Here is a 19,654-nt window from a genome sequence, read left to right as displayed (position 1 = left end):
CCATTCACCCCGCGCACAGATTCGTCTCACAGAACGGACGCTTCATGAGAACGTCTGTCAGGTATCCTCCAGGCTCCGCGTGGTAGATTCATGGCTACGCGTGCGCGCGCCCGGCGGGTGCACGATCAGCATCACAGTGCAGCAGCGAACGGAGAATCGGTGGAGAACCTCGGAGAACTCGAGCGCGGCGTGATGGACGCCCTGTGGTCACAGCGCGAAGGTCTCTCCGCCGCCGCACTGCGAGACGCCCTGGCGGATCGCGGTCTCGCACTCACGACGGTCCACACGGTCCTCACGCGACTCGAGAAGAAGGGGTACGTGGTCCGCGACCGCAGCACCCGCCCTCATCTCTACAGCGCCTCGTCGAGCCGGGAGGAGCACGTCTCCGACCTCCTCTCCGAAGTCCTCGACCAGGCGGGCGATCGCCGCGCGGTCCTCGCGCGCTTCCTCGGTACGGTGTCGCTGTCCGACTCCGCCTTCCTCCGCGGCATCCTGGACAGCCGCCTGCGCCACACGGACCCTCCGCGCCACTCCGAGGTCGGCTGACGGCCCGTGCGAATCGCCCCTCGGGCTGACGCACACACCTTCGACACGACCGGACCCGCTGCGGTCCGGCGCGATCCATGACCGCCATCGGCTTCGCACTCGTCATCCTGGCCGTCGTCCTCGCGTGGCCCATCCCGGAAGCGGTCGCCGCAGCGCAGAACCGCTCGCGGCGCACGGCGGACCCGGTCGCGGCGGTGATCATCTGGCAGGCGATCGGTGTGGCGGGCGGCTTCTCGCTGATCTCCGCGTGCATCGCCTTCGCCCTCGCACCCCTGGTCCACGTGCCCGGCGTGCGACTGGACGATGCACTCGATTGGTGGCGGTGGCCCCTGCTCATCGCAGGCGTCGGGCTGCTCGTGCTGCTCCTGGGCTCCCTCCTCTGGGAGGCCAGGTCCGCACGACTGCATCGCGCACGGCACCGCGAGGTCCTCTCCCTCGTCTCCGAACCGCGAGGAGGAGCGCCGGAGACGCGGGTGATCGACACGGATCATGCCCTCGCCTATTCGGTCGCGGGAGGTTCCGGGACCACAGTCGTGTCGACCGGACTGCTGGCGCTCCTCGACGACGATGAGCGGGACGCCGTGCTGGCGCATGAGCGCGAGCATCTGCGGCTCAGACACGACCTGCTGACGCTCGCATTCGCGTCCTGGCATCGGATGCTGCCGTTCCTGCCCGCGACGCGGACCGCGCTCCAGGCCGTGAGCGCGGCGATCGAGGTCATGGCTGACGACGCCGCGCGCCGTTCCGTGTCCGACAGTGCGTTCATCCGTGCGCTCACGAAGGTGTCCGCCAAGCAGGCCGACGGCTCGAAGGACTACGACCCGGACCTCACGGACGTGCGCATCGCCAGGCTGTCCGCCCCGGTCGTCGCCGACACGGTGAGGCCGAGGATCCGCGCGGTCATCTACGCCGTGTGCCTCGTGGCAGTGCCCCCGCTCATCCTCATCGGGACGATCGTGTACAGCTGAGCGGCCCTCACGCGTCGATGCGCTCCGCGTCGAGCGCCGCGGCGCCTGCGACGATGAACTCCTTGCGCGGCGCGACCTCGGAGCCCATGAGGAGTGCGAACGTGTGCTCCGCCGCCTCCGCGTCCGCCATCGTCACGCGCCTGAGGCTGCGCAGTGCCGGATCCATCGTGGTCTCCGCCAGCTGGTCCGCGTCCATCTCCCCCAGTCCCTTGTAGCGCTGGATCGGCTCCTTGTACGTCTTCTTCTGCTTCACGAGCTTCGCGAGCAGCGCGTTGAGCTCTGCCTCCGAGTACGTGTAGATGACCTCGTTCGGCTTCCCCCGTCCCGTCACCACTTCGACGCGGTGCAGCGGAGGGACAGCGGCGAAGACGCGCCCTGCTTCGACCAGCGGACGCATGTAGCGGAAGAAGAGTGTGAGCAGGAGCGTCCGGATGTGCGCACCGTCGACGTCCGCATCCGTCATGATGATGACCTTGCCGTAGCGGGCCTGGTCGACGGCGAAGCTGCGGCCCGCTCCGGCCCCCACCACCTGGATGAGCGCGGAGCACTCCGTGTTCGCGAGCATGTCCGCCACGGATGCCTTCTGCACGTTCAGGATCTTGCCGCGGATCGGGAAGAGCGCCTGGTGCTCGGAATCCCGGGCCGCCTTCGCCGTCCCCATCGCGGAATCGCCCTCGACGATGAACAGCTCCGTGTCCTCGTGGTCGCTCACGCGGCAGTCGTAGAGCTTGGCCGGCAGCGACGACGACTCCAGCGCCGTCTTCCGGCGCTGGTTCTCACGATGCGTCCGTGCGGAGATCCGCGCCTTCATCTCCGAGACGACCTTCTCCAGCAGACGGCCGGCCTGGGCCTTCGTCTGCCGGTGCGACGAATCGAGCTGCGCGGACAGCTGCTTCTCCACGGTCTGCGCCACGATCCGCTTGACGGCGGCGGTCCCGAGCACCTCCTTCGTCTGGCCCTCGAACTGCGGCTCGGCCAGACGGACCGTCACGACGGCGGTGAGGCCCGCGAGCACATCGTCCTTCTCCAGCTTGTCCTTGCCGACCTTGAGCTTCCGGGCGTTCGCGTCGACCGCCTTGCGCACCGTCTTGAGGAGGGACTGCTCGAAGCCGGCCACGTGGGTCCCGCCCTTGGGGGTCGCGATGATGTTGACGAAGCTCTTCAGCTTCGTCTCGAAGCCCGTGCCCCACCGCAGTGCGATGTCGACGGCCACGTCGCGCGTGACGTCCTGGGACACCATGCGGCCGTCCTCGCCGAGCACCGGGACCGTCTCCGTGAACGTCCCCTCCCCGTCGAGCCTCCAGACATCGGTGATGATCGGATCCGCCGCGAGGTGATCGACGAACTCGGAGATGCCGCCCTCGTAGCGGAACTCCTCTGTCCGGGTCTGCACGATCTCGCCGTTCTCATCGCGCACGACACCGCGCTCGTCCGTCACCCTGATGCCCAGACCGGGGATCAGGAACGCGGTCTGCCGAGCACGGTCCGCGAGTTCGCTGTACTGGAACTCCGCATCGGGCAGGAAGATCTGGGGATCGGCCCAGTAGCGCACCTTCGTGCCGGTGGCGCCGCGCTTCGCCTTCCCCACGACGTCGAGCGGTGTGGGCTCTGTGAAGGGCGTGAAGGGGTTGTCGGCCGACAGCTGTCCCGAGGAGTCGTCGAACCGTCCTGGCTCGCCGCGGCGGAACGACATCCGGTGCACCTTCGATCCGCGCGTGACCTCGACATCGAGGCGCGCGGAGAGAGCGTTGACGACGGAGGCGCCCACGCCGTGGAGGCCGCCGGCCGCCGCATAGGATCCGCCGCCGAACTTGCCGCCCGCATGCAGCTTTGTCATGACGACCTCGACGCCGCTGAGGCCGGTGCGCGGTTCGATGTCCACGGGGATCCCGCGCCCCTCGTCCGCGACGGTCACGGAGCCATCGGCGTAGAGCGTGATGTCGATCGTCGAGCCGTAGCCGCCCAGCGCCTCATCGACGGAGTTGTCGATGACCTCCCACAGGCAGTGCATGAGGCCGCGGGTATCGGTGGTGCCGATGTACATTCCGGGCCGCTTGCGGACCGCTTCGAGCCCGGACAGCACGGACAGGTGCCGAGCATCGTAGCTCTCGTCCTCATTCTTCTTCGCGCTGCGCGCCACCGAGGCTCCCTTCGCTTACGGATCCGACGCTCCATTCTAGAGCGCCGGGCGTCCGGATGACGGGAACGGGCCCCTCAGGCGCGCCGCCGTCGGCCCGTGTGCGACATACTCGATGGCATGTCCGACATCGCACACTTCACGTCTGCCGTGGGCGTCCTCGCCGTCGCCGCCGTGCTGTCCGGCTGCGGCGCGGACACCGGGTCCCCGTCGCATTCCGCCGCACCGCACACGGTGACCGCGGAGCCGGCGTCCGAATCCGCCCGGGCGACCGGACCAGCGCCGGCGCCCGGGGCCTCGGGCACGGAGGATGCCGCAGCCGAGGCCCCCGCGGCTCCGCTGTCCGGACTCACCATCGCGGTCGATCCCGGCCACAACGGCGGCAACGGTGCGAATCCGGGCACGATCGGCCAGAGCGTTCCGGACGGCCGGGGCGGGACCAAGGACTGCAACACCGTCGGCACGGAATCAGCAGACGGATACCCGGAGCACCGGTTCGCATGGGAGACGGCAGAGGCGCTGGAGGATGCTCTGACGGATGCCGGGGCTGACGTGGTCCTCAGCCGGACCGACGACGACGGGGTGGGGCCCTGCGTCGATGAGCGCGGGACGTTCGCCGACGATGCGGACGCCCTGGTGAGTCTGCATGCGAATGGCACGGAGGACGATTCCGCCAGCGGCTTCCACGTCATCGCCGCTCCCGCGGGAGGTCGTGCCGACGACGGGGTCGCAGACTCATCCGAGGTCCTCGGCACGGCCCTCGCATCCGAGCTGGAGGAGGCGGGGCTCAGCCGCAATCCCGCATACGACGAGCTGGTCGTGCGGGACGACCTCGCGACGCTCAACAATGCTGCGGTCCCGGCGGTCATGCTCGAGGCCGGCGAGATGCGCAATGCGGGCGACGCCCGGATGCTCGAGTCCGACGAGGGGCAGCAGCGGATCAGCCGGTCCATCGTCGATGCGCTCACCGTCGCGCTCGTGGACTGACCGCCCGTGCACCGCGCGCACCGGTCGGCAGGTATCGGTTCGGCACAGGACCTAGACTGTCGGGGCGCGGCCCGGAGCCGCGGCACATCTCCCCCGACGCCAGGAGCCGTGATGGCACCCCTTCCGTACGACCCGCCCTTCGGCGCACCCTGCTGGTTCGAGCTCAGCTCGCCGGACCCCGATGCCGCTGAGGGCTTCTACTCCGAGCTCCTCGGATGGCGGTTCGAGGGCGCAGGGCCCCTGGGACTCGGCAGCGCCGCGCACGCGGACGGCCGGCGCGTCGCCGGAGTGAGCGCGCAGCCGCCCGGCCAGCAGGGTCCTGCCTTCTGGTCGGTCTACTTCCGGGTCGAGGAGCTGTCCGCGTACCTCGCGCAGGTGGATGAGGCCGGCGGGCAGGCGCTCATGGCGATCCCGGACTTCGACGGCTCCGCTGGAGTCGCGCTGACGTCCGATCCCGCAGGGACGGCGTTCGGCGTGCTCGCCTACGACGACGACCGCGCGATGCAGTCCTTCGGCACGGCAGGGGCGGTCCACTGGACGGAGCTCTTCACGGCAGACCCGACGGTCCGTGACTTCTACGCATCGGCGTTCGGGTGGGGCTTCACCTCCCTCACGGGTGCGGACGTCGCATCGGGCGATCCGGACGCGGGCGCCGCTCAGCAGGGGTACTGGGCCATCGAGCAGGCGGGGAACAGGATCGGCGGAGTCTTCGACGCCTCGGCCGTGTCCATCCCCGCGCACTGGGAGGCGCACATCCACGTGCCGGACGTCGACGCACTGGAGGACCGCGTCCGCGAGCTGGGCGGGGATGTGCTCGCCGCCCCCCATGATTCGCACCACGGTCGGGTCGGGCGCTTCATCGATGCGCAGAACGCTGCCTTCACACTGGTGACCCCCGCCTGATCGGTCCTTCTAGGAGAGGGTGGCCACTCGTTCAGGAGGGACGGGCCACCTGGTTCAAGAGGGGCGGGCCACTCGTACAGGAGGGGCCGGCTGCTCCCCAGGATCGGCTGAGCACTCCGTGCGAAGGACCCTGTGCGAAGGACCCCGCGCACAGCTCAGCCCCGTCTGCGAGCAGACGGGGCTGAGCTGTCATCCGGACCTCTGTCGGTCCTCGTGCCGTGCCGGTGCTCGAACACATCCGGCTCGCGAGGAGCACGACCGGGGTCGGCAGGGCTCCGGAGTCAGTCGAGGTAGTCGCGCAGGACCTGGGAGCGCGAAGGATGACGCAGCTTCGCCATGGTCTTCGACTCGATCTGCCGGATCCGCTCACGGGTCACGCCGTAGACCTTGCCGATCTCATCGAGCGTCTTCGGCTGTCCGTCGTTGAGGCCGAAGCGCATGGACACGACTCCGGCTTCACGCTCGGAGAGCGTGTCGAGGACCGAGTGCAGCTGCTCCTGGAGGAGCGTGAAGCTCACCGAGTCCGCGGGGACGACAGCTTCGGAGTCCTCGATGAGGTCGCCGAACTCCGAGTCGCCGTCCTCACCCAGCGGGGTGTGCAGCGAGATCGGCTCCCGACCGTACTTCTGCACCTCGACGACGCGCTCCGGCGTCATGTCGAGTTCCTTCGCGAGCTCTTCCGGAGCGGGCTCGCGGCCCAGGTCCTGAAGCATCTGGCGCTGCACGCGGGCGAGCTTGTTGATCACCTCGACCATGTGCACGGGGATGCGGATGGTGCGGGCCTGGTCGGCCATCGCGCGGGTGATCGCCTGCCGGATCCACCACGTCGCGTAGGTCGAGAACTTGAAGCCCTTGGTGTAGTCGAACTTCTCCACCGCGCGGATGAGGCCCAGGTTCCCCTCCTGGATCAGATCCAGGAAGAGCATTCCCCGGCCGGTGTAGCGCTTCGCGAGCGACACCACGAGGCGGAGGTTGGCTTCGAGGAGGTGGTTCTTCGCGATCCGGCCGTCGTGGATGATCCACTGGTACTCGCGCACCACCTTGGGGTCGGTCACGTCGCCCTGCTTCACGAGGTGATCGGCATACATCCCCGCCTCGATGCGCTTCGCGAGGTCGACTTCCTCTGCGGCGTTGAGCAGCGCGACCTTGCCGATCTGCTTGAGGTAGTCCTTGACGGGGTCCGCAGTCGCACCGGCGGACACGACCTGCTGCGCCGGCTGATCTTCGTCGTCCGCGTCGGAGACGACGAAGCCGCCGGCCTCCTTGACCTCTTCGTCCTTCTCCTCCTCGACCGAGTTCTTGGTCTCCGTGGTCTCGTTCGGATCCGTGTCCTCGACGCCGGCCTCTTCGAGCGTCGTCGACTCTGCGTTCTCGATGCCCTCGTCGCCCTTGGCCGCGGTGGCCTTCTTCGCTGCGGGCTTCTTCGCCGCAGTGGTCTTCGCGGCAGCGGTCTTGGCCGCCGTCGTCTTGGCCGCCGTCGTCTTGGCTGCAGTGGTCTTCGCGGCGGTGGTCTTCGCGGCGGGAGCCTTGGCCGCTGTGGACTTGGTCGCCGTGGTCTTCGCTGCTGTCGTCTTCGCGGCGGTCGTCTTCGTCGTGGTGCTCTTCGTCGCCGTGGTCTTGGCCGCGGTGGTCTTCGTCGCTGTCGACTTCGCTGCCGTGGCCTTCGCTGACGCCGGCTTCTTGGCTGCGGTCGTCTTGGCTGCGGTCTTCGCCGTCGAGGACGTCGCCTTCTTCGCAGCAGTGGTCTTCGTCGGCGCTGCTGCGGTCGGCTTCTCAGCGCCTTCGCTGCTGGTCTGAGCGCTCGAGCTTCCCGTATCCTTCGTGGGCACGTGCGAACCTTTCGGCAGAGGGCGGAGGCCACCGGGCCCATCCGGGCACCAGTAAGACCCATGTCAAACTGCGCGGAGGCATGGACCTCCGGCATGGCGTTCGACCGGGTCAACACTCCATCATTGCACGGTATTCCCCCGACACCCAAACCGAGGGGCGTCTTCTCCCCCTCTCTCCCCTGCTCTCTCCCACTCTCTCCCACTCTTCCCCCGACGGGGCCGCCCCTCACCTCCGATGCAGCCACCGCGGTGGGATCCCGTTGTCGATCGCCCTCCGCAGCATGGAGGCGAGCCGGTGGTCCGGGTCGACGGAGAGCGCGCACTCGACGTAGTGGTGCGCGAACGACATGCGGCCCCGCGCCCATTCGAACCACGCGATGAGGGCCAGCACATCCGCACGCGCGCCATCGTCCACCAGCGGCAGGCAGCGGCGCAGCCATTCCACCGCTTCCGCGAGCGCGTCGTGCCGCGGCGGGTCGGGCGACAGTCCGACCATGTGCTCCGCCGCTCCTCCTCCGTCGACGCAGCGCCGCGCGTACGGGAGGAACGCTCCCGGCGCACATCCGCGCAGACGCTCGGGGAGGAAGTCGGGGTGGTCACCGGCGAGGAGCATCTGGATGATGTCCCGGTCCGCGACCGTGCGGCAGAGGAGCTCGAGAGCCAGAACCGCGCGCGGGTCGACCACCAGTGGCACATCGGGCACCTCCCCCGCCGCGCGAGCACGTGCCCGCGCATCCAGCAGCAGGGTCTCCGACACGAGCCCGTCGACGAGCTCCGCAGCCGCGAACCTCTCCCTGCGCAGCGCCGCGACCGCAGCCGCCGTCGCGGCGTCCGGCTCTGGGATCCGCACGGAGGCCGCGAAGCTCTCCGCCACCGGCGCGGTCGCCGATCCGCGGCTGGTCATCGATCCCGTCGGCCGCACCGAGTCGAGCGCGGACGACTCCGTCGCACCCACCTCCCCGCAGCCTCCCCTGCCGGACCACAGCGCGGGGAACACGGAGAATCCCATGTCGCGGAGCACGTCTGTCACGAGGTCGAGTCCGGTGAGGAGCACCGTCACTGCGGCGAGTTCGGCATCGGGCATCGGTTCGCGGTCGTCCCAGCCCATGTGGAAGTCCGCGAGGACATCGCTGTAGAGGACGGGGAAGATCGTGTCGGCGTCCGGCACCGCCAGCAGGGGTTCGGTGAAGCGGAGGACGTCCGGGACGTCCAGCACCGCCGCATCCTCGACTGCGAGGTTGACGCGCAGGCTGGGACCGATGTGTCCGATCTTCGGGCCTATCCTCGTCGCCGTCACGAGCACCAGGGAATCCTCCGGCGGATAGCCCAGCAGCTGCGGGACGATGCCGACGAGGTCAGGGCCATGGGTCACTCTCTGCGTATTCATAGCCGCAGTCCACGCTTCCGCCCTCGCCGACGACAGACCCCTGAGCCTCCTGTGGAGCGCACGTCCCCGATCCACCGGGCACTGTGCGCACGGACCGACCGCGGCGGCACTCGCCTGTGACGCACTGCCGGTGCCGGTCCCCGACCGCTGCGCCCGACGACCTCCAGACGGCCTCCAGACGGCCTCCAGGCGGCGCAGCGGATACGCTTGTCCGATGTCCGCTCGTCGCGCACGGTCCGGGTCCCGGACCTCGCCCTCCCCTCCGACGGGGCCGGTCCCCGCCGATACGGGAACCGCGTCCTTCGACGCCGTGCCAGGCGACCCGCACGCATACGTGCTCACGCTGAATGGCGTCCCCTCGTCTCCCTACCACGCGCACGACCCCGAGGTCCTGGGGTTCGAGTACCTGCGCTGGATCGCCCACCTCACCGCCGCCGCCCTGCCCGCGGGACGGTCCGTGCGCGCCGTCCACATCGGCGGAGCCGCATGCGCACTCCCCCGCCACCTCGACGCGATCAGGCCCGGGTCGCGCCAGACGGTGGTCGAGATCGATGCGGCCCTCGCGGACTGGGTGCGCACGCACCTCGATCTGCCGCGCTCTCCCGCACTCGCGATCCGCGCGGCCGACGGAGCGGTGGAGATCACGCGCTTCCGTCCCGACAGCATCGACCTCATCGTCCGTGACGCCTTCGCGGGAGACACGACCCCGGCGTCCCTGTCCTCACCCGCGTGGTTCGATGCGGTGCACGCGGCGCTCGGACCCCACGGGGTCTACATCGCGAACGTCGCGGACGCGGCGGATCGGTCGGCCCTCCGGTCCGAGGTCGATGCCCTGCGCACGCGCTTCTCCCACGTGCTCGCCGTCGCCGAACCCACCCAGTTCCGCAGGCGGCGACGGGGCAACGTCGTCGTCGCGGCGACCCACGACCCGATCGACGCCCACGCCGTCGAGGCTGCAGTCCGCGGAGACGGGGCCTCCGTCAGGTCCGGTGCCGGGCTGCTCTCCCACCTGGGGCCGGCGCACTCCCGTCGGTGACGCCGCACCGCGCATGCGGTGAGCCGGACCGTACGCGCACCCCACCGCGAGGTGACGACAGGGCGAACTCCTGACTGCTTCGGACTCCGCTGCACGCTTCGGTACCGCGGATGCGCCATAATGGATTGCCCACATCTCAGAAAGGCGACATGACCGAGCGAAGCGAAATCGCGCACGAGCAGGCGCAGATCGACACCCTGTACGCCCGCCTCGACGAACTGCGCGCGGAGACGCGCGCGTCCCTGTCATCGGTGCGCAGGTCGAAGGTGGGCGGCCACCACCAGAACCGTTCCGAGCGCGATGCCTTCGCGACGATGTACGAAGACGCCCTGATCCGCTATCAGTCGGCGGAGGACGGACTCTGCTTCGGACGCATCGATGCCTCCGATGGGGAGACGACCTACATCGGACGCATCGGCCTCTCCGCTCAGGACCGCACGCAGCTGCTCATGGATTGGCGTGCGCCCGCGTCCGAGCCCTTCTACCGCGCCACCGCCGCTGAGCCCAGCGGCCTGGTCCGACGGCGTCATATCGCCACGCGCGCACGGACCGTGACAGGTGTCGAGGACGACGTGCTCGACCTCGAGGGGCTCGATGAGGAGGAGCGGTCCCGACTGCAGGGCGAGGGCGCGCTCATGGCATCGCTCGACGCTCGTCGCACGGGCAGGATGGGCGACATCGTCGCCACGATCCAGTCGGAGCAGGATCGGATCATCCGCCGCGACCTGGCCGGCACCCTCGTCGTCCAGGGCGGTCCGGGCACGGGGAAGACGGCCGTCGCCCTCCACCGCGCGGCCTACCTCCTCTATCGGCACCGTCAGCGCATCGCGAAGTCGGGTGTGCTCCTCATCGGCCCGTCGCCGGTCTTCCTGCGGTACATCGAGCGGGTGCTGCCGTCGTTGGGCGAGACCGGAGCCGTGCTCCTCACCCCGGGCCAGCTGATGCCCGGCGTGGACACCTCCCGGCGCGATGCGGCCGACACCGCCGCCGTCAAGGGCGACCTCCGGATGGCCGACGTCGTGCGCAAGATGGTGCGCTCCTACCAGCGGGTCCCGACCGAGGAGCAGCGCCTGGGAGTCGGACCGTACGCGGTCACTCTGCGGCCATCGGACGTGCGGACGGCACGCGAGCGCGCACGACGGACCGATGACAGCCACAACGCCGCCCGCACCGTCTTCGTCCAGGTCCTGCTCCGATCACTCGCGGAGGAACTGGCCCGGGCCCAGGGCCTCGACAGCCCCGGAGAGCGCCTTCCCGAGCTCCTGGAGGACCTGCGCGCGTCACGTGATGTGCGGATCGCGGTCAACCTCTGCTGGCTTCCGCTCACCACCACGGGCGTCCTCGACGCGATGCTCTCGAAGCGCCACCGACTCACCGCCGCGTCCCGCGGCATCCTGTCCGCAGCGGAGGTCGACACCCTGCTCCGCCCCAAGGGCGCACCCCTCACCGTCGAGGACGTCCCGCTGCTCGACGAGATCGCCGAACGCATCGGCACGGACGGGACCCCGGCCGACCGGGGGCAGGACCCGGAGGTCGAGTACGCCGAGGCCGTCGTCGACATGACGGACACGGGCACCTGGGTCACTCCGCAGCAGCTCGCCCAGAGGTACAGGGAGACGGCCGCCGCGGGCGAGGTCTCGGACCGTGCGGCGAACGACCGGGAGTGGACCTTCGGCCACCTCGTGGCCGATGAGGCGCAGGAGCTCTCCCCCATGCAGCTCCGCCTCCTCTTCCGCCGTGTGCCCAGCAAGTCCGCGACCCTCGTCGGGGACCTCGCGCAGGCATCGGCGACGGATGCGAGCCGCACGTGGCACTCGGTCCTGAGCCCGCACGTCGGTGACCGGTTCGGGCTCGAGGAGCTCACGGTGTCCTATCGGACTCCGCGCTCGATCATGGGGCCGGCCAATGCACTCCTCGCCGCCCGATTCCCCGCCCTCACGCTGCCTGAAGCAGTGCGAGACGGCGACGAATCGCCCAGGCGGCGACGGTACGACTCCGTGCAGGCGCTCGTCGAAGAGCTGCCCGCGATCATCGGACGGGAAGCAGCGGCAGTGGACGGCGGCCGCGTCGCCGTCATCGTGCCCGAGGCGCTCATGGAGCTGGTCGAGCACGCGATCGCCGCGGAGTCGGCTGAGTCGGCAGAGCAGTCAGGATCGGGAGCGCTCCGATTCGAGGACGTCGGATTCGGACCCACTGCCATCGATCATCGGATCGCCGTGCTCACTCCGTACGACGCGAAGGGCCTCGAGTTCGACTCCGTCATCGTCGCGGAGCCGGCGCTCATCGCCCCGCTGCAGGCGGACCCGGAAGGCGATCGGTCGACCGACGCGGGGATCGGCGCACTGTACGTCGCACTCACGCGCTCGACGTCCCGCCTGGCGATCCTCGCCGCCAATCCGTCCATTCTCGACGAGCACTTCACGGAGACGGTGCCCGGTGCAGACGCACCGGGCGGATGAATGAAGACCGCCGGCGGCGTCGGCTTCCCCTCCGATGCCGCCGGCGGCGGGCGCACCGTCGGTGCGCAGTTGTCATCTTACACACATGGCACGCCCACCGCGCAATTCATTCGACCTCCGGCGCACCATGGTCTGCGCACCTCCGCGCGGCACCGCTGCGTGGACGCTGAACTGCAGGGACACCGCCGCCGGGGCAGCAGTCCTCAGGACGCGGGATCTGACCCGGCGGCCTCTGCATCGCGTCGCAGCGACGCGATCGCCGCTTCGAAGTCCTCCAGGGTGTCGAAGCCCTGGTAGACACTGGCGAACCGCAGGTAGGCGATCTGGTCGAGCTCACGCAGCGGCTCCAGAATAGCCAGACCGACCTCGTCCGCATCGATCTCTGCGACGCCCAGGCCGCGGATCTTCTCCTCCACCCGCTGCGCGAGCTTCGCCAGATCATCGTCATTCACGGGTCGTCCCTGACAGGCCTTGCGCACGCCGGTGACGATCTTCTGGCGTGAGAACTCCTCGGAGACGCCCGATCTCTTGATCACCGCGAGGCTGGTGGCCTCCATCGTCGTGAACCGACGGTTGCACTGGGGGCACTGGCGGCGGCGGCGGATCGAGGAGCCGTCCTCCGCGGTGCGGGAGTCCACGACGCGGGAATCCGGGTGGCGGCAGAAGGGACAGTGCACGGCTCAGCCCTCCTGTGACCGGTCGGCGAACCGCACGGAGACCGACTCGCCGTGGGCCGGGAGCCTCTCCGCCGTCGCGAGCGAGCTGATGTGATCGGCGACCTCTGCCAGGGCGTCCCTCGTGTACTCGACCACCTGACTCACGCGCAGGAAGGCATGCACGGAGAGGCAGTCGCCGAACGCCGCCGTGCCCATGGTCGGAAGCACGTGGTTCGACCCCGCGATGTAGTCGCCCAGGGCGACGGGCGTGTGCGGGCCGACGAACACCGCACCGCCGTTGACGATCCGTCCGGCGACATCCCGGGCATCCGCGACGTGGAGTTCGACGTGCTCCCCCGCATACGCGTTGACGACCGCGATCCCCGCGTCCACCGAGTCCACGAGGACGATCCCCGACTGGGGGCCGGCGAGGCTCGTCGCGATGCGCTCCGCGTGCTCGGCCGCAGCGCTCCGGGTCCCCAGGTGTGCGTCGACCGCGTGGGCAAGCGACGGCGAGTCCGTCACGAGCACCGCGGCGGCGAGGGGGTCGTGCTCCGCCTGGCTGATGAGGTCCGCAGCGACGTATTCGGGGTCCGCGGCAGAGTCTGCCAGGACGATGATCTCCGTCGGTCCGGCGACGGCGTCGATTCCGACGTGCTCGCGCACCAGGGCCTTGGCCGTCGCGACGTACGCGTTGCCCGGTCCGGTGATGATGTCGACCGGCTCCATCGACTCCGCAGTGCCGAGCTCGCCGTCCTCGTCTGAGAAGCCGAAGGCGAACGCACCGATCGCCTGCGCCCCGCCGATGGCCCAGACCTCTCCGACGCCCAGGAGGTGCGCCGCGGCGAGCACGGTGGGGTGCGGCAGTCCGGTGTCCCGCTGCGGAGGCGAGGAGATGGCGATCGAGCGGACGCCCGCCTCCTGCGCAGGGACCGCATTCATGACGACCGAGGACGGGTAGACCGCGAGCCCACCGGGGACGTAGAGGCCCACACGGTCAGCGGGCAGATGCCGGGTGGTGATCGACGCGCCGTCGGCGACGGTGGTCGTCCGCGGTGAGGGGACCTCGGCCGCGGACACCGTGCGCACGCGCCGGATGGCCTCCTCCAGCCCGGCACGCACGGCGGGATCGAGGTTCTCCACCGACTCCGCGAGTGCGGTGGCGGGGACGCGGAACGTCCCGGTCTTCACGCCGTCGAAGCGCGCGGTCGCATCCGCGACTGCGGCGCGCCCGCGATCGCGGATGTCGTCCAGCAGCGGTCGGACTGCTTCCAGCGGCGCGTTCTGCTCCGCTGACGCTCGCGGCAGACGGGACCGCAGCGTGCGGCGATCGAGCGCGGTTCCGCGCAGGTCGATGAGGGAGATGTTCTCGAGCGTGTCCACGACGTCCATCCTAGTAGTGCCCGGCGTGCGGCCTCTGCGTCCGCCGCAGCCTCAGCGCAGGCAGTTGGGTCCCAGCAGTGCTTTGAGATCGCCGAACAGGCTGGGGCCCAGGTTCACTCGATAGGTGCGGTCCAGCCGCAGGACGCAGCGCCGGCCGGACTGGACGAGGGTGAGGTGCACGTCCGTCGCTCCGCGGTGGGATTCGAGGACGGTGCCCAGCCTCTCCACCACGGGTGCGGTGCACCGCTCCCACGGCATCGTGATCGTAAGCGGACGGTCCGCCGGATCCGTCACGTCCGGGAGGGTCATCGACTGGGCCATCATGCTCGTCGGCCTGTCGTCGGATGTCCGCACGCGGCCCGTCACGGCGATGACGAGGTCCGTCGTGAGGATGCCGGCCACCGGTTCGTAGGAATCGCCGAAGAACATGACCTCCATCGACGCTTCCAGGTCCTCGACGGTCACGATGCCGTAGGGCCTGCCGCTGTTCTTCGACACCTTCCGCTGCACGCCGGTGATCATCCCGCAGATGGTCACCTGTGAGCCGTCGGACCGACCGCGCTCCGGGTCGATGAGCTCCGCGATGGAGAGCTCGGCCTCCGCGGCGAGGACGCCCTCGAGTCCGTTGAGCGGGTGATCCGAGACGTAGAGCCCGATCATCTCGCGCTCGAACGCGAGCTTCTCCTTCTTGTCCCACTCCGGCCGTTCCGGAACGGGCACGGTGAAGGCCGGCTCCGCGTCATCGTCGCCGCCCAGCCCCGCGAAGAGGTCGAACTGGCCGTGCGCCTCCTGGCGCTTCACACCGATGACCGCGTCCACCGCCTCTTCGTGGACCTCCACGAGTGCCCGCCTGGTGTCGCCCAGTGAGTCGAAGGCGCCGGACTTGATGAGCGATTCGATCGTGCGCTTGTTGCACACGTGCGCGGGGACCTTGTCGAGGAAGTCCCCGAACGTCGTGTAGTCGCCCTTCTCCTCACGGCCGGCCACGATGCCCTCCACCACGTTCTGCCCCACATTGCGCACTGCGCCCATGCCGAACCGGATGTCGTTCCCGACCGGTGTGAAGTTCGCGTGCGATCCGTTGACGTCCGGCGGCAGCACGGTGATCTGCAGCCGGCGGCACTCGTTCAGGTAGATCGCCAGCTTGTCCTTGTTGTCGCCCACGGAGGTCAGGAGCGCTGCCATGTACTCGGCCGGATAGTGGGCCTTGAGGTAGGCGGTCCAATAGGAGACGAGGCCGTAGGCCGCCGAGTGGGCCTTGTTGAAGGCGTAGTCGGAGAACGGGAGCAGGATGTCCCACAGCGCCTGCGCGGCCGCTTCGGAGAACCCGTTGGACTTCATCCCCTCGAAGAAGCCCACCTGCTGCTTGTCGAGCTCGGACTTCTTCTTCTTGCCCATCGCACGACGCAGGATGTCTGCCTGGCCCAGGCTGTAGCCCGCGACCTTCTGCGCGATCGCCATCACCTGCTCCTGGTAGATGATGAGGCCGTAGGTGGTGCTGAGGATCTCCGCGAGCGGTTCCTCGAGCTCCGCGTGGATCGGTGTGATGTCCTGGCGCCCGTTCTTGCGCAGCGCGTAGTTCGTGTGCGAGTCCGCACCCATCGGGCCCGGACGGTACAGCGCCAGGGTCGCGGAGATGTCCTCGAAGTTGTCGGGCTGCATGAGTCGCAGGAGTCCCTGCAGGCCGCCGCCGTCCAGCTGGAAGACGCCCAGCGTGTCGCCGCGCGACAGCAGCTTGTACGAATCGGGGTCGTCGAGGGTCAGCTGCTCGAGATCCAGGTCGATGTCCCGGTTGAGGCGGATGTTCTCGATCGCATCGGAGATGATCGTGAGGTTCCGCAGGCCCAGGAAGTCCATCTTGATGAGGCCCAGGCCCTCAGAGGTGGGGTAGTCGAACTGGGTGATGACCTGGCCGTCCTGGAAGCGGCGCATGATCGGGATGACGTCGATGATCGGCTCCGAGGACATGATGACCCCGGCTGCGTGGACACCCCACTGCCGCTTCAGCCCCTCGAGGCCCTTCGCGGTCTCGAACACCTCGCGGGCCTCCGGGTCCGTCTCGAGCAGGGACCGGAACTCACCCGCCTCGTTGTAGCGGGGGGCCTTCGTGTCCTCGATGTCCGCCAGGGGGATGTCCTTGGCCATCGCCGCCGGCGGCAGCGCCTTCGTGAGGTGCTCACCCATGCTGAACGGCTTGCCCAGCACTCGTGCGGAGTCCTTCAGGGCCTGCTTCGTCTTGATGGTGCCGTACGTGACGATCATCGACACGTACTCCGCTCCGTACTTCCTCGTCACGTATTCGATGACCTCGCCGCGGCGGCGATCATCGAAGTCGACGTCGAAGTCGGGCATGGAGACGCGCTCCGGGTTGAGGAAGCGCTCGAAGAACAGACCGTGCTGGAGCGGGTCCAGGTCCGTGATGCGCATCGCGTAGGCCACCATCGACCCAGCACCGGATCCGCGCCCGGGACCCACGCGGATCCCGTTGTCCTTCGACCAGTTGATGAAGTCCGCGACGACGAGGAAGTAGCCCGGGAACCCCATGCCGACGATGACGTCGATCTCGTAGTCCGCCTGCTTGCGGACATCATCGGGGATCCCCCCGGGGTACCGGTAGTGGAGTCCCTTCTCGACCTCCTTGATGAGCCACGACGTCTCGTCCTCGCCTTCCGGAGTGGGGAAGCGCGGCATGTAGTTCGCGCTCGTGTCGAACGACACCTCGCACATGTCGGCGATCCTCAGCGTGTTATCGCACGCTTCCGGGATCTCCCGGAAGAGGTGTCGCATCTCCGCAGCTGACTTGAGGTAGTAGCCGGTGCCGCCGAACGCGAAGCGGGACCCGCCCTGGTCATAGGTCGGCTCGATCAGCTTCGAACCCGACTGGATGGCGAGGAGCGCTTCGTGCGCCTTCGCATCCGACTCGTTCGTGTAGTGGAGGTCGTTGGTCGCCACCAGCGGGATGTCGAGCTCCTTCGACAGGCGCAGGAGGTCCTTCGAGACGCGCTTCTCGATGCTGAGGCCGTGGTCCATGACCTCGCAGAAGTAGTTCTCCGCGCCGAAGATCTCGCGGTACTCGCCCGCCGCCCGCTTCGCCTCCTCGTACTGCCCCAGTCGCAGTCGGACCTGGACCTCGCCGGACGGGCATCCGGTCGTCGCGATGATGCCCTCGGAGTAGGAGTTGAGGAGTTCGCGGTCGATGCGCGGCCATTTGCCGAACGCGGAGTCGAGTGACGCGATGGACGACGCCCGGAACAGGTTCTGCATGCCCGTGTTGTTCTTCGACAGCATCGTCATGTGCGTGTAGGCGCCGCCGCCGGAAAGATCGTCGCTCTTCTGCGATTCGTCCGTCCGCCACTTCACGCGGGTCTTGTCGTTCCGTGCGGTCCCCGGTGTCACGTAGGCCTCAACTCCGATGATCGGCTTGATCCCCGCATCGGTCGCCTGGCTCCAGAAGTCGAATGCTCCGAAGAGGTAGCCGTGGTCGGTGGTCGCAAGGGCCTTCTGGCCCTGCGCATTCACCGCGGACATGAGATCGCCCAGACGGGCCGCCCCGTCGAGCATCGAGTACTCGGTGTGGACGTGGAGGTGGACGAAGTCATCGGTCATCGCGTCGTGCTCTTCCTGTCTGTCGCTGTGCCATCATGCTGCGATGTCTCGTGCATCGCCGACGTGCGCACGTCATCCCTGAGCGGCCTCGAGCGTGTCGAGTGCCTCCCGGAGGTCCTGCGGGTACGGGCTCTCGAACTCCATCCATTCGCCCGTCTCCGGGTGTTCGATGCCCAGCCTCGTCGCGTGCAGCCACTGCCGGGTGAGCCCCAGCCGTTCCCCCAGCACCGGGTCTGCTCCGTACGGAAGATCGCCGCAGCAGGGGTGCTTGGTCGCGGACATGTGCACGCGGATCTGGTGCGTGCGCCCCGTCTCCAGATCGACCTCGACGAGGCTCGCGGAGCGGAACGCCTCGAGGACCTTGTAGTGGGTCACGGCATGCTTGCCGTCGCTGCGGACCGCGTAGAGGCCGTCGCGGCGCGGATTGCGGCCGATCGGTGCTTCGATGGTGCCGATGACCGGATCCGGCAGACCCTGGACGAGCGCGTGGTAGGTCTTCGACACCGTGCGCTCCTTGAAGGCCCGTTTGAGGACCGAGTACGCGCGCTCGCCCTTCGCGACGACCATCACGCCCGAGGTCCCCACGTCCAGACGCTGCACGATCCCCTGTCGTTCGGCCGCGCCCGAGGTCGCGATCCGGTGCCCCGCGGCGGCCAGCCCGCCGATGACGGTGGGACCGTGCCAGCCGGCGGCCGCATGGGCTGCCACTCCCACCGGCTTGTCGACCACGATCAGCGCATCGTCCTCGTGGATGATCGACATGCCGGGAACCGGCTCCGCCACGATTTCCAGGGGACGCTCCGGCTCCGGCAGAGTCACATCGAGCCGGGCGCCGGACAGTGCGCGGTCGGACTTCCCCACACGGACGCCGTCCTGCTCGACTCCCCCGTCCTGCGCGATCTGCGCCGCGGAGCTCCGCGACAGCCCGAGCGCGCGCGACAGCGCCGTGTCGATGCGTTCTCCGTCCAATCCCTCCGGTACGAACAGCGACCGTGTCGTCATCGTCTGCTCTCCTCCTCTTCCTCACCCGCGCCGACCTCGCCGGTCGCTTCGGGTCCTCGATCCGCACCGGCGGGGCCCGCCGACACCATGTCATCTGCGCCGTGCTCCGCTTCGCGCTCCGACTCCAGGCGTCCGTCCAGTCCGATCCCCCTGAACGAGGCGATGATGAGCAGGGCCGCCGCACCGGTGATCGCGATGTCCGCGACGTTGCAGACGAAGAAGTACAGGTCGATGAAGTCGACGACGGCACCGTGGAAGAACTCGGGGGGCCTGGCGAGTCGATCGATCAGATTGCCCGTCAGTCCGCCCAGCAGCAGTCCGAGTGCCCAGGCCCACGCCCGCGACCCCAGCCGCCGACCGGCCCACAGGATGGCGACGAAGACGACCAGCGCGATGATCGTGAACACCCAGGTGGCGTTCGATCCCATGCCGAAGGCCGCTCCGTCGTTGCGGTGGAAGAGGAACCCCGCCAGGTCGCCGAACACCGGTACCCGAGGCTCTCCCTCGAGCACTGCGACTGCGATCTGCTTCGTCACCTGGTCGACGACGACGACCGCCGCGGCCACCAGGTAGAGCACGGCGCGCAGTGCGCGTCCGCGAGCGGGCGCATTCGTCCGCGCGGGGCCAGGGATCATCGTGGTCCTCTCGTCTTTCGGTAGGGTCTCACCGCCGATCGGTGCTCCCACATCCTAGGCGGTCGCACACTCCGTGATGTTCAGGGAGCAGGCCGCGCAGGCCCGGTGAATGCGAAGGGG

Annotated in this window: 14 protein-coding genes; 6 read left to right on the top strand and 8 right to left on the bottom strand. The window is 68.9% G+C overall.

The genetic code is table 11. The features are described 5' to 3' along the window. Positions 1-159: 159 nt before the first annotated feature. Positions 160-546: a BlaI/MecI/CopY family transcriptional regulator gene (locus BSP109_RS02810; RefSeq protein WP_087006881.1), complete on the top strand. Its 387-nt coding sequence runs from the start codon at positions 160-162 to the stop codon at positions 544-546. 77 nt (positions 547-623) lie between these two features. Next, positions 624-1,514 carry a M56 family metallopeptidase gene (locus BSP109_RS02805; RefSeq protein WP_087006882.1) on the top strand — a complete coding sequence of 297 codons (891 nt, stop codon included), beginning with the start codon at positions 624-626 and terminating at the stop codon, positions 1,512-1,514. 7 nt (positions 1,515-1,521) lie between these two features. Here the strand turns inward: BSP109_RS02805 and BSP109_RS02800 are convergent, their stop codons facing one another. Then, a complete protein-coding gene (locus BSP109_RS02800; protein WP_087006884.1) occupies positions 1,522-3,654 on the bottom strand; it encodes a type IIA DNA topoisomerase subunit B in 2,133 nt (710 codons plus the stop codon). 117 nt (positions 3,655-3,771) lie between these two features. Between BSP109_RS02800 and BSP109_RS02795 the strand changes: the two genes are divergently transcribed. Both BSP109_RS02795 and BSP109_RS02790 read left to right on the top strand, forming a co-directional pair. After that, the gene (locus BSP109_RS02795; RefSeq protein ID WP_101599304.1) at positions 3,772-4,638 is read left to right on the top strand and encodes an N-acetylmuramoyl-L-alanine amidase; all 867 of its coding nucleotides are present in this window, start codon (positions 3,772-3,774) and stop codon (positions 4,636-4,638) included. A gap of 111 nt (positions 4,639-4,749) precedes the next feature. Next, on the top strand, positions 4,750-5,541 hold the full coding sequence (locus tag BSP109_RS02790) for a VOC family protein (protein WP_087006887.1): 792 nt from the start codon (positions 4,750-4,752) through the stop codon (positions 5,539-5,541). 281 nt (positions 5,542-5,822) lie between these two features. On the opposite strand, the gene BSP109_RS02785 is transcribed toward BSP109_RS02790, so the two are convergent. Then, positions 5,823-7,370: an RNA polymerase sigma factor gene (locus BSP109_RS02785; protein WP_101599303.1), complete on the bottom strand. Its 1,548-nt coding sequence runs from the start codon at positions 7,368-7,370 to the stop codon at positions 5,823-5,825. A gap of 226 nt (positions 7,371-7,596) precedes the next feature. After that, the gene (locus BSP109_RS02780) at positions 7,597-8,757 is read right to left on the bottom strand and encodes a DUF4192 family protein (RefSeq protein ID WP_101599302.1); all 1,161 of its coding nucleotides are present in this window, start codon (positions 8,755-8,757) and stop codon (positions 7,597-7,599) included. Between the two features lie 214 nt (positions 8,758-8,971). Here BSP109_RS02780 and BSP109_RS02775 point away from each other — a divergent pair, with 214 nt between their 5' ends. Next, positions 8,972-9,793 (top strand): spermidine synthase, encoded by an 822-nt coding sequence (locus BSP109_RS02775; RefSeq protein ID WP_101599301.1) that lies wholly within the window; start codon positions 8,972-8,974, stop codon positions 9,791-9,793. Between the two features lie 149 nt (positions 9,794-9,942). After that, the gene (locus BSP109_RS02770) at positions 9,943-12,252 is read left to right on the top strand and encodes a DNA helicase (RefSeq protein WP_101599300.1); all 2,310 of its coding nucleotides are present in this window, start codon (positions 9,943-9,945) and stop codon (positions 12,250-12,252) included. A gap of 203 nt (positions 12,253-12,455) precedes the next feature. Here the strand turns inward: BSP109_RS02770 and nrdR are convergent, their stop codons facing one another. From nrdR to BSP109_RS02745, 5 genes are all read right to left on the bottom strand, one after another. Then, entirely contained in the window at positions 12,456-12,929 is a 474-nt protein-coding gene (gene nrdR, locus BSP109_RS02765; RefSeq protein WP_087006896.1) for a transcriptional regulator NrdR, read from the bottom strand. 3 nt (positions 12,930-12,932) lie between these two features. After that, entirely contained in the window at positions 12,933-14,300 is a 1,368-nt protein-coding gene (gene hisD / locus BSP109_RS02760; RefSeq protein WP_101599299.1) for a histidinol dehydrogenase, read from the bottom strand. Between the two features lie 42 nt (positions 14,301-14,342). Next, on the bottom strand, positions 14,343-17,897 hold the full coding sequence (gene dnaE, locus BSP109_RS02755; protein ID WP_087006900.1) for a DNA polymerase III subunit alpha: 3,555 nt from the start codon (positions 17,895-17,897) through the stop codon (positions 14,343-14,345). A gap of 72 nt (positions 17,898-17,969) precedes the next feature. Then, positions 17,970-18,899, bottom strand: coding sequence for an RluA family pseudouridine synthase (locus BSP109_RS02750; RefSeq protein ID WP_101599298.1), 930 nt, complete (start codon positions 18,897-18,899; stop codon positions 17,970-17,972). Next, a complete protein-coding gene (locus BSP109_RS02745; protein WP_101599297.1) occupies positions 18,896-19,534 on the bottom strand; it encodes a signal peptidase II in 639 nt (212 codons plus the stop codon). The genes BSP109_RS02750 and BSP109_RS02745 overlap by 4 nt, the downstream gene beginning before the upstream one ends. Positions 19,535-19,654 lie beyond the last annotated feature (120 nt).

This window comes from Brevibacterium sp. Mu109, assembly GCF_900169375.1.
GTDB classification, from domain to species: domain Bacteria; phylum Actinomycetota; class Actinomycetes; order Actinomycetales; family Brevibacteriaceae; genus Brevibacterium; species Brevibacterium yomogidense_A.
This window is presented reverse-complemented; position numbering and strand designations above follow the sequence as displayed.

Bases quoted from the DNA above. Each gene is read 5' to 3' on its own strand.
- BSP109_RS02775 (WP_101599301.1), top strand. From the start codon at position 8,972: ATGTCCGCTCGTCGCGCACGGTCCGGGTCCCGGACCTCGCCCTCCCCT.
- BSP109_RS02750 (WP_101599298.1), bottom strand. From the start codon at position 18,899: ATGACGACACGGTCGCTGTTCGTACCGGAGGGATTGGACGGAGAACGC.
- hisD (WP_101599299.1), bottom strand. From the start codon at position 14,300: ATGGACGTCGTGGACACGCTCGAGAACATCTCCCTCATCGACCTGCGC.
- BSP109_RS02780 (WP_101599302.1), bottom strand. From the start codon at position 8,757: ATGAATACGCAGAGAGTGACCCATGGCCCTGACCTCGTCGGCATCGTC.
- dnaE (WP_087006900.1), bottom strand. From the start codon at position 17,897: ATGACCGATGACTTCGTCCACCTCCACGTCCACACCGAGTACTCGATG.
- BSP109_RS02745 (WP_101599297.1), bottom strand. From the start codon at position 19,534: ATGATCCCTGGCCCCGCGCGGACGAATGCGCCCGCTCGCGGACGCGCA.
- BSP109_RS02790 (WP_087006887.1), top strand. From the start codon at position 4,750: ATGGCACCCCTTCCGTACGACCCGCCCTTCGGCGCACCCTGCTGGTTC.
- BSP109_RS02770 (WP_101599300.1), top strand. From the start codon at position 9,943: ATGACCGAGCGAAGCGAAATCGCGCACGAGCAGGCGCAGATCGACACC.
- BSP109_RS02795 (WP_101599304.1), top strand. From the start codon at position 3,772: ATGTCCGACATCGCACACTTCACGTCTGCCGTGGGCGTCCTCGCCGTC.
- BSP109_RS02805 (WP_087006882.1), top strand. From the start codon at position 624: ATGACCGCCATCGGCTTCGCACTCGTCATCCTGGCCGTCGTCCTCGCG.